Source organism: uncultured Shimia sp., from assembly GCF_913054185.1.
In the GTDB taxonomy this organism is placed as follows: domain Bacteria; phylum Pseudomonadota; class Alphaproteobacteria; order Rhodobacterales; family Rhodobacteraceae; genus Shimia.
In genome coordinates this window covers 1-7,076 of the sequence record NZ_CAJXIV010000140.1, presented here as the reverse complement: position 1 = coordinate 7,076, position 7,076 = coordinate 1, and the positions used below count along the sequence as shown (strand labels likewise).

Sequence of the window (7,076 nt, the reverse complement as noted above, 5' to 3'; positions counted from 1 at the left end):
CCATAGCCCATCTCGCCAAAGCTGACGTCAATCGGCAGTGGGAACTCAGGGCTGGCCACATTCACCGCAACATTGGTGACAGTGCCGTCGTAGGCCATGCCTTCGCTGTCCATATCGATCCCTACAACAGCCGGACCGCTGGTGTAGGCCATGGACCCAGGGGTGCCGTCTTCCACAAAGTTCACATTCATGGTGGAGGATTGCAGCGCATAGCTGCCTTCAATGGCAAAGCCGTCCGCAAAGAAAGCGGCGACATCTTCGCCGTAGTCACCACTTGGCACGCTGGCGGTGCCGTCCACTTCCAGACCTGCGCCGGTCACGGACATGTCAAAGTTCTCGCCGGAGTCCGGGTCCACGCCTTTGGCAATCAAAGACACATTGCCAATGCTGCCTTTTTGTACGCTGCTGATCACATCGCCAAACGTCGTCTGGGACCGGCCTGCGAGATCAGCAAAGGTTAGGGCAATGTCCATATCTGGGATGGTTTCGCCGTCCACAACAATGCTGTCCACAATCAGGTCCAGCTTGCTTGCCGCATACTCATAGATCATGGCTTCCGCTGTGCCGGAGACAATGTTTTTCATGTCGGCGGACGACATGGTCAGCGCAATTTCTACCGCCTCTTCATCGTCCACAAGTTTCACGAGGATCGGCGCGTTTTCGGGCACAACAACCCGCACGGTGCCGTCGCCGACATTCTCAAATGCCAGGGTGCCCATGTCGATTGCGACGGTGGCATCTTCTTCCGGAATGTCCATCGACATCGCCAGCCCGTTCACGGTCAGAACATCGCCCTCGGTGCTTTCGGTGGCCGAAATCTCGTAGCCAAAACCGGTCATCGAGTCGCGCCAATTGCTCCAAACCTCGTCTGCAGTTACGTCTGCCCAAGCGGCTTGGGCGCAAAAAACCGTGGCCAAAGCCGTGGTTGTGAAAATGCGGGGTGCTGAAATCTGCATCAACTTATCTACCTTTTCAAAGCCTTCCCCTTAAGACTGGGTCTTCACTGAGGCAGGGTCAAGGGTCAAACACATGGGTTTTTCACCCTGGGGTAGACGCCTCGCCACGATCGCCTTACTTCAAGGGAAATCAAACATTCCAAGTGGTTGCTTTTGGAGCGCGTCGGCGAAAATCAGCCTCTCGGCAGTGAACCCGGCCCTTTGTGCAAAGTGAGACAGACATGATTGAGTTGATCAAAGATGACGGCGGCCTGTGGGTGGTGACCATCAACCGGCCTGAGAAAGCCAATTCCCTGACCGAAGCGATGCTGACGGACTTGGCAGAAATCGCGGAAACTGCCCAGGAGGCGCGGTGTCTGATCTTCACCGGGACGGGGAAAGTGTTTTCCGCGGGTGCCGATCTGGACGAAGCCCGTGCGGGTCTGGCAACAAGTTCCGTTTGGGAACGTCTCTCTGGTGCGGTGGCGGCTTTGCCCGGTCTGACCATCGCCGCGCTTAATGGCACGTTGGCGGGGGGCGCAAACGGTATGGCACTGGCCTGTGACATCCGCATTGCCGCGCCTCATGCGAAGTTTTTCTACCCGGTGATGAAGCTGGGCTATCTGCCGCAACCCTCCGATCCGGCCCGGCTCGCCGCTTTGGTAGGTCCAGCCCGCGCCAAACTGATGTTGATGGGGGGGCAGAAACTCAACTCGGAGGAGGCGCTCACCTACGGATTGATCGAGCGCATAGTGCCTGCCGAAGATGTGCTCACTGTCGCGCGGGAGATTGCAGCGGACACACTCGCCGCCAAACCGGAGATCGCGTCAGGCATCAAGAAGATGTGTTTGTGACGCTTAACGTTTCCGCCGCCCGCCCGGTGTTTTGGAATGAAACCCCGGCGGGCGCTTACTGACCCAGGGAATGACCTTCGCCAGGCTCGCATGGCTCTGCAGCCTCTCAACCGAATTGCAGACATGTGCCAACGCGGTTTCCGTCAACGTTGCGTGGATTTCATTGTGGCAGATCTGGTGTCGCAGCACCGTTGGCCCAACTTTACCGCCGCGCAATCGCGGGATCAGGTGGTGTTTGGATTGTCGCGCCTCAGGCGGGATAGGCCGACGACACAGCGGACAAATGGGGTCTTTCTCCTCGGATGGTGCCGCATTCACCTCGTTTTTCCCCCTGTTTTTGATTGAGTTACGCAAGCCCACAAGGCAAGAGGTTATCCCAAACCTCAAAGACAGCAAGCGGACATATCATGGACGGCACAGCCTTTCTCAACACAGCTCTCGAACATGTTGACCGTCTGTGGGGCATTGCCCAAGGCTGGCTGCTCAGCCCCGCCGCCTGGTCGCAATTTGGCCTGCTGCTCGTGGCGTATCTTGCCGCGCTTTATGTCAGCCGCAAATTGCACCCGTTGTTGGACCGCTGGCTGACACCACCGGATGGTCAGGACACATACATCGCCCGCGCCCGACGGTTTGTATCGATGTTCCTGCCGCTTCTGCTGCCGCTTTTGGCCTATGTTTTCATTGGCGTTGGTGAAAACGTCACCCGCTCGCTGTTTGGCTCCGGCGCGGTGATTGCCTTTGGCAAACGCGTATTCTTGTTCCTAGCCGTGCGCATTCTGGTCAAAGAAATCATTGCTGATCCGGTGATGAAAGTGCTGGGTCGCTACCTGCTTGTGCCCATCGCCGGCCTTTACGCGCTGGGCATTCTGGATGAGGTCATGGCTTATCTGGACACAACCGTTGTGCCTCTGGGCAACCTCTCGTTCTCCGTGCTGTTTGCCATCCGCTTCATCGTTGTGGCCAGCGCGATCTTCTGGCTTGGCCGTTGGTCCAATGAGCAATCCAGTCAATTCATCAAGAAACAGGACGAGATGCGCCCGGCCATGCGCGAGCTCATCGCCAAAACGCTGGAAATTGGCATCTTTGGTGTCGCCTTCCTTCTGGTGATGAACATCATGGGCATCAATCTCACGTCGCTCGCCGTGCTCACCGGTGTGATTGGTGTGGGTCTTGGTTTTGGCCTGCAAAAAATTGCCTCCAACTTCATCTCGGGCGTGATCCTGCTGCTCGAAGGCCAAGCCACCGTTGGCGACTATGTCGAACTGGATGGCGGAGAAGCCGGCACGATCATCAAAATGACCGCCCGCGCCACCATTCTGGAAACTTATGATGGCCGCTGGATTGTGGTGCCCAACGAAGATTTTATCACCACGCGTGTGGTGAACTATTCTGACTCTGGCTCCGCCAACCGCTACGAAGCCCCGTTTTCCGTCAGCTACGACACCGACATCAACAAAGTACCGGACATCATTGAGACTGCCGTGGCCAAACACCCCGGCGTGCTCAACGACCCGTTCCCACCAGATTGCGAGCTGCGCGGCTTTGGCGACAATGGTGTGGATTTTGCCGTGGAGTTCTGGGTTGAAGGCATTGACGATGGCCGCAACAAATTCACCTCTGATGTGCTCTTCCTGATCTGGAACGCGCTCAAAGACGAAGGCATCACCATTCCATATCCACAGCGTGTGGTGGAACTCAAAACCCCGCTGCCCGTATCGTTGCCTACCCCGTGACGGATGCGCTGATCATAGGGGCTGGCCCGGCCGGTCTCATGGCCGCAGATGTGATCTCCGCCGCAGGGTATTCTGTTGTGGTGGCCGAGGCCAAACCCTCCGTGGCGCGCAAACTTCTGATGGCGGGTAAATCCGGCCTCAACCTGACCAAAGACGAACCGTTTGAGACTTTTCTGACCCACTATCACGAGGCCACATCCACCCTGCGCCCCATGCTGGAGGCCTTTGGCCCAAAGGCAGTCACCGCCTGGGCCGAAGACTTGGGGCAAGAGATGTTCACCGGCTCCTCAGGCCGTGTCTTTCCAAAAGCTATGAAAGCTTCGCCGCTGTTGCGTGCTTGGCTGACGCGCCTGTCAGACCAAGGCGTCGACATCCGCACCCGCTGGCGCTGGACCGGCGGTAGCTACAGCTTTGACACGCCTGATGGCCCCCAAAAGGTCACCCCCAAGACCTGCGTGCTGGCCTGTGGCGGCGCCAGCTGGGCGCGGCTTGGGTCTGATGGCTCGTGGGTAGAGCGGCTCAAGGCCCCAATTGCGCCGTTTCAACCCGCCAACATGGGCTTTGAAGTGGACTGGTCCCCCCATATGGCCCGCCACTTTGGCACGCCGATCAAAAACGTGACCCTCACGGCGGGTGATACCTCCTTGCGGGCGGAGTTTGTGATTTCTGAACGCGGTCTGGAAGGCGGCGGCATCTATGGCGTCTCTCGGCCCATGCGCGAAGGCGCACCGCTTACTCTCGACTTACTTCCAAACATGACACTCGAAGACATCCGCACGCGCTTGTCCCGGCCCAAAGGCAAAATGAGTCGCGCCAACTTCCTGCGCAAGGCCCTCAAGCTGTCGCCGGAAAAACAGGCGCTGCTGATGGAGTTTGGTCAACCTCTCCCTGACGACCTCGCGCCGCTCGTCAAAGCTTTGCCAGTCTCACATGCTGGCCCACGTCCGATGGAAGAGGCGATCAGCACCGCAGGCGGCCTACGCCTCGACGCTCTCGATGAAAACCTCATGCTCAAGGCCACTCCCGGCACCTTTGCGGCCGGCGAAATGCTTGATTGGGAAGCCCCCACCGGCGGCTATCTCCTCACCGCCTGCCTCGCCACGGGCCGCTGGGCTGGCCTCGGCGCCGCCACCTGGCTGTCGCGCCACCCATAGCTTTCTCTTTCCCCAAATACCTCAGGGTGAATTGGCCCCAGGCCAAGAGGGGCTGGCCCCTCACGTTTTCTTTGGCAGCAGCCTTTGAAACGCCTCTCGACCACGCGTAACCTTGATGTAGCCCAACAACTCTTCATTGTCGGTGGGGAAGCCCTCAAACTTCGCCCAGGTGGCGCAGTGGGTCAGGAGGATATCCGGCACGGTGATCTCTTCGCCCATCAAATAGGTCCCTTGCCGGCGGCGCAGCACGTTTTTCAGGCCACGACTGTACTCCCACATCAGGGTCTCCTTCACCGCAGGCACCTTGCGTTCCTCCGGCAGAATGAAGTTGTGACGGCTTGCGGTCCACAATCCAGCTTCCATTTCATCCAGGATCTGCTGCGTGAAACTGTCCTGATGCGCCCGCTCAATGGTGCCAGCCGGGTAGGTCAGTTTGCCGTGTTTGTCCGCCAGATAGGTCAGGATCGCGGTGCTGTCGATGATCGCCGCGTCGCCGTCTTTTAGGATCGGGATTTTTCCTGAGGGGTTCAGCGCGCTCACCACCTCGGAATGCGGCTTTTCTGGCGACAGTTTGTATGGCTGCCCCAACTCTTCCAGCATCCAAACCACGCGAAACGCGCGGCTGGTGGGGCTTCCGATCACTTCATACATGGCATTCTCCCTGCTTTCGGAAGGAAGCCTGCCCGCCCTCATGGTGTGAAACAAGCGCCACATTGGTTTGTGACGCCTCGTCGCGCTTTATCGTCCGCGCTGGCCTAACATGGCCAAACGCAAAAACAACCGCTCCACCAGCGCCATTTCCGGCGCGCGTTGTCCCGCGGAACGCAGCTGCAAATCGGTGTCGGTCAAACCGGTCAACGCCTGTTCCAGCTTTGGCGCGCCCCAGCTAGACGCCTGCCGCACCATGCGGTCTCGACGTGGGCCAAAAATTGGCGGTCGCATGCGGGCAATGCCCGCTGCTGCCCCACCGGGGTCCGCCGCCGCACCATAAAGCGCCCGGAAATGTCGGGTTGCCGAAATAAGCAGCAACACAGGGTTCACCCCCTGCGCCTGCAATTTGCGCAGCACGGGTCCAATCTCCCGCGCACGGCCTTCGGCCACGATGTTCAAAATGTCATCCAGCGCCGCCTCGGTGGACACCGGCGCACAGGCCGCCACATCTTCAGACGTCACTGGCAGGTCGTCTTTGAATTTATAGAGCGCTAGCTTCTCGCAAGTCTGACGGAAATCCCCCGGGTCCAACTCGCGCGCCAGATTGAACAGGTCGGTCATTGCCTCATGCTCAACATTGCCCAGCCCGGCGGCCTTCAGATCGGCTTCAATCTCTTCACGACTCGGCGGATCATTGTAGATCCCCACGGCATAGGCGTTGCGATGGGTCTCAAACGCCTTGCGCATCTTGGAACTGGCCTTGAGCTGCCCCGCAGTCACAACAATCTGCGCATCGCCCTCGGCCCAATCTTCCAGCGCGCTCAGGATCGCTGGCGCCCCGGCATCGGTCGCGCCTTCGACAAACACCACGCGGGGTCCGGGGAAAAAGCTCACCTCCTTGATGGCATCAAGCACGGCGGCTTTGTCTTTGCGCAAATCTGCACCGGGAATGCGCGTCAGCCGCATTTCCTCTTCGCCTTGCGGGCCGATCAAGGCCGCAATCACCTCTTGGCGCTTCAACGCCACGCGCATCGCATCCGGCCCGTAAATCAACAGGCCCGTGCGATCCGGTTCCGGCTTGGCAAAATAGCGATTGGCGTCCCGTGCAGATAACTTCATGCCGCCTCAGACACAGCATAGGCTTGCAGATCCACCACAATACGATCCGCCAAAATCACCATCAGGCGATCATAGGCATCGTCCTTAGCGGCCAGTTCCGACACGGTGCTACCGCTGGCAGAATAGCTGGTGAAACTCGACACTTTGCCGGTGGTGCGCACCTCTTTGTCGTCCATCCCACGCAGCGCATAGGTCACCGATCCAATCACATCAAACCGGTTGGTCACCTGGGCAGAGGTCCGTCCGACGCCACGCTCATCCAGATGCAACGCCAACGACAGGCCATAGTCCGGCGCACTGCCCGGCTGGCCTAAGCGGTTCTCCAATTCCCGCACCAAAACGTAGCTCTCATTGGCCTTGGGCTCATCCACAAGGATGTTGTTGAGCAGCTTGGAGGCTGCCCCGTCCGTGCCATAGACCGGCTCAAATCCGCAGCCGCTAAGGGAGGTGCCCCCCAGTGCGGCTGCAGACATCATAAAGAAACGGCGGTTAAACGACGACATTCACAATCCGACCGGGGACAACAATCATCTTTTTGGGCTGGGCCCCATCCAGCGCACGCTGAACAGCTTCATGCGCCAGCGCCAGCTTTTCAACCTCTTCTTTTGGCATGTCTTTGGCCACGGTGAT

8 protein-coding genes are annotated in these 7,076 nt (G+C 58.8%); 3 read left to right on the top strand and 5 right to left on the bottom strand.

Annotated elements, in window-relative coordinates; genetic code table 11:
• On the bottom strand, positions 1–956 hold a 956-nt coding region (locus QZ517_RS19180; protein ID WP_294230364.1), incomplete at its 3' end, for a hypothetical protein.
• Positions 957–1,177: 221 nt separating this feature from the next.
• Between QZ517_RS19180 and QZ517_RS19175 the strand changes: the two genes are divergently transcribed.
• The gene (locus tag QZ517_RS19175; protein ID WP_294230361.1) at positions 1,178–1,789 is read left to right on the top strand and encodes an enoyl-CoA hydratase/isomerase family protein; all 612 of its coding nucleotides are present in this window, start codon (positions 1,178–1,180) and stop codon (positions 1,787–1,789) included.
• Positions 1,790–1,792: 3 nt separating this feature from the next.
• On the opposite strand, the gene QZ517_RS19170 is transcribed toward QZ517_RS19175, so the two are convergent.
• Positions 1,793–2,107, bottom strand: coding sequence for an HNH endonuclease (locus QZ517_RS19170; RefSeq protein ID WP_294230358.1), 315 nt, complete (start codon positions 2,105–2,107; stop codon positions 1,793–1,795).
• An 89-nt stretch (positions 2,108–2,196) separates the two neighbouring features.
• On the opposite strand from QZ517_RS19170, the gene QZ517_RS19165 reads away from it, so the two are divergent.
• Positions 2,197–3,522: a mechanosensitive ion channel domain-containing protein gene (locus QZ517_RS19165; RefSeq protein WP_294230354.1), complete on the top strand. Its 1,326-nt coding sequence runs from the start codon at positions 2,197–2,199 to the stop codon at positions 3,520–3,522.
• A complete protein-coding gene (locus QZ517_RS19160) occupies positions 3,519–4,676 on the top strand; it encodes a TIGR03862 family flavoprotein (RefSeq protein WP_294230351.1) in 1,158 nt (385 codons plus the stop codon). Before QZ517_RS19165 ends, QZ517_RS19160 begins: the two co-directional genes overlap by 4 nt.
• A gap of 60 nt (positions 4,677–4,736) precedes the next feature.
• On the opposite strand, the gene QZ517_RS19155 is transcribed toward QZ517_RS19160, so the two are convergent.
• The 3 genes from QZ517_RS19155 to lptE all read right to left on the bottom strand — a co-directional run bounded on the left by QZ517_RS19155 (position 4,737) and on the right by lptE (position 6,949).
• On the bottom strand, positions 4,737–5,327 hold the full coding sequence (locus tag QZ517_RS19155; protein WP_294230348.1) for a glutathione S-transferase family protein: 591 nt from the start codon (positions 5,325–5,327) through the stop codon (positions 4,737–4,739).
• Between the two features lie 87 nt (positions 5,328–5,414).
• Positions 5,415–6,446, bottom strand: a complete 1,032-nt coding sequence (gene holA / locus QZ517_RS19150) for a DNA polymerase III subunit delta (RefSeq protein WP_294230345.1) — start codon at positions 6,444–6,446, stop codon at positions 5,415–5,417.
• Positions 6,443–6,949 carry an LPS assembly lipoprotein LptE gene (lptE, locus tag QZ517_RS19145; RefSeq protein ID WP_294230343.1) on the bottom strand — a complete coding sequence of 169 codons (507 nt, stop codon included), beginning with the start codon at positions 6,947–6,949 and terminating at the stop codon, positions 6,443–6,445. The genes holA and lptE overlap by 4 nt, the downstream gene beginning before the upstream one ends.
• Positions 6,950–7,076 lie beyond the last annotated feature (127 nt).